1 protein-coding gene is annotated in these 282 nt (G+C 68.4%); it reads right to left on the reverse strand.

Going from position 1 to position 282, the window contains the following annotated elements; translation table 11 throughout:
• The coding region (locus tag GJQ66_RS12370; RefSeq protein WP_155049632.1) for a helix-turn-helix domain-containing protein at positions 1-282 on the reverse strand (282 nt) is incomplete at both ends.

The following is a 282-nucleotide window of genomic DNA, read 5'->3' on the forward strand; positions in this document are numbered from 1 at the left end:
GTCTGGAGCAGCGGAGCGTCCCGCAGGGCCACGGCCACCTGGTGGGTGAAGTCGATGGCGTCCTGTAGCCGGGAGTCGCTGACCTGCGGAATGAACGGGTCGGTCTGTTCCGAGATGACGGCCCGGGCGAGGGCGTCCTTGGAGGCGAAGTGAAAGTACAGGGCGCCCTTCGTCACGCCGGCCCGCTGGATGATCTCCGCCATCGTGGCCGCTTCGTACCCGCGTGTGCCGATGACATGGGCCGCCGCTTCGAGGACGGCACGTCGAGTGCGCACTGCGCGT

This window comes from Microbacterium sp. ZXX196, assembly GCF_009709595.1.
Taxonomy (GTDB): Bacteria; Actinomycetota; Actinomycetes; order Actinomycetales; family Microbacteriaceae; genus Microbacterium; species Microbacterium excoecariae.